Below are 277 nucleotides of genomic sequence, written 5' to 3'. Positions count from 1 at the left end.
GCTTTGGAGGTTCACATGGAGCACTGGAAACGCACGATCGAAAGAGCCAACCGCTGTTTCGCTGAGGGCGAGCTGGTCGATGCCCGAGAACATTACTTGCAGGCGCTGGCACTGGCACAAGTGCTGTTTGAGCGCTGGAGTGATGCCGACGAAGCAGTGGCGGCGTGTGTCATTTCCCACCACAACCTGGCGGATCTGCATTTGCGCCTTAACCAGCCGGAGGAGAGCGTTGAGTACCTGTGCGCGATTCACCAGCGGTTACTGCAAACCATGCAGA

Annotated in this window: 1 protein-coding gene; it reads left to right on the top strand. The window is 57.8% G+C overall.

What is annotated here, in order from left to right; genetic code table 11:
- Nucleotides 1–15: 15 nt before the first annotated feature.
- The coding region (locus AAEZ08_RS22860) for a DUF2753 family protein (RefSeq protein ID WP_500125167.1) at nucleotides 16–277 on the top strand (262 nt) is incomplete at its 3' end.

Origin of the sequence: Pseudomonas sp. E45-MNA-CIBAN-0222, from assembly GCF_040310405.1 — a bacterium.
Classification (GTDB): domain Bacteria; phylum Pseudomonadota; class Gammaproteobacteria; order Pseudomonadales; family Pseudomonadaceae; genus Stutzerimonas; species Stutzerimonas stutzeri_AC.
This window is presented reverse-complemented; position numbering and strand designations above follow the sequence as displayed.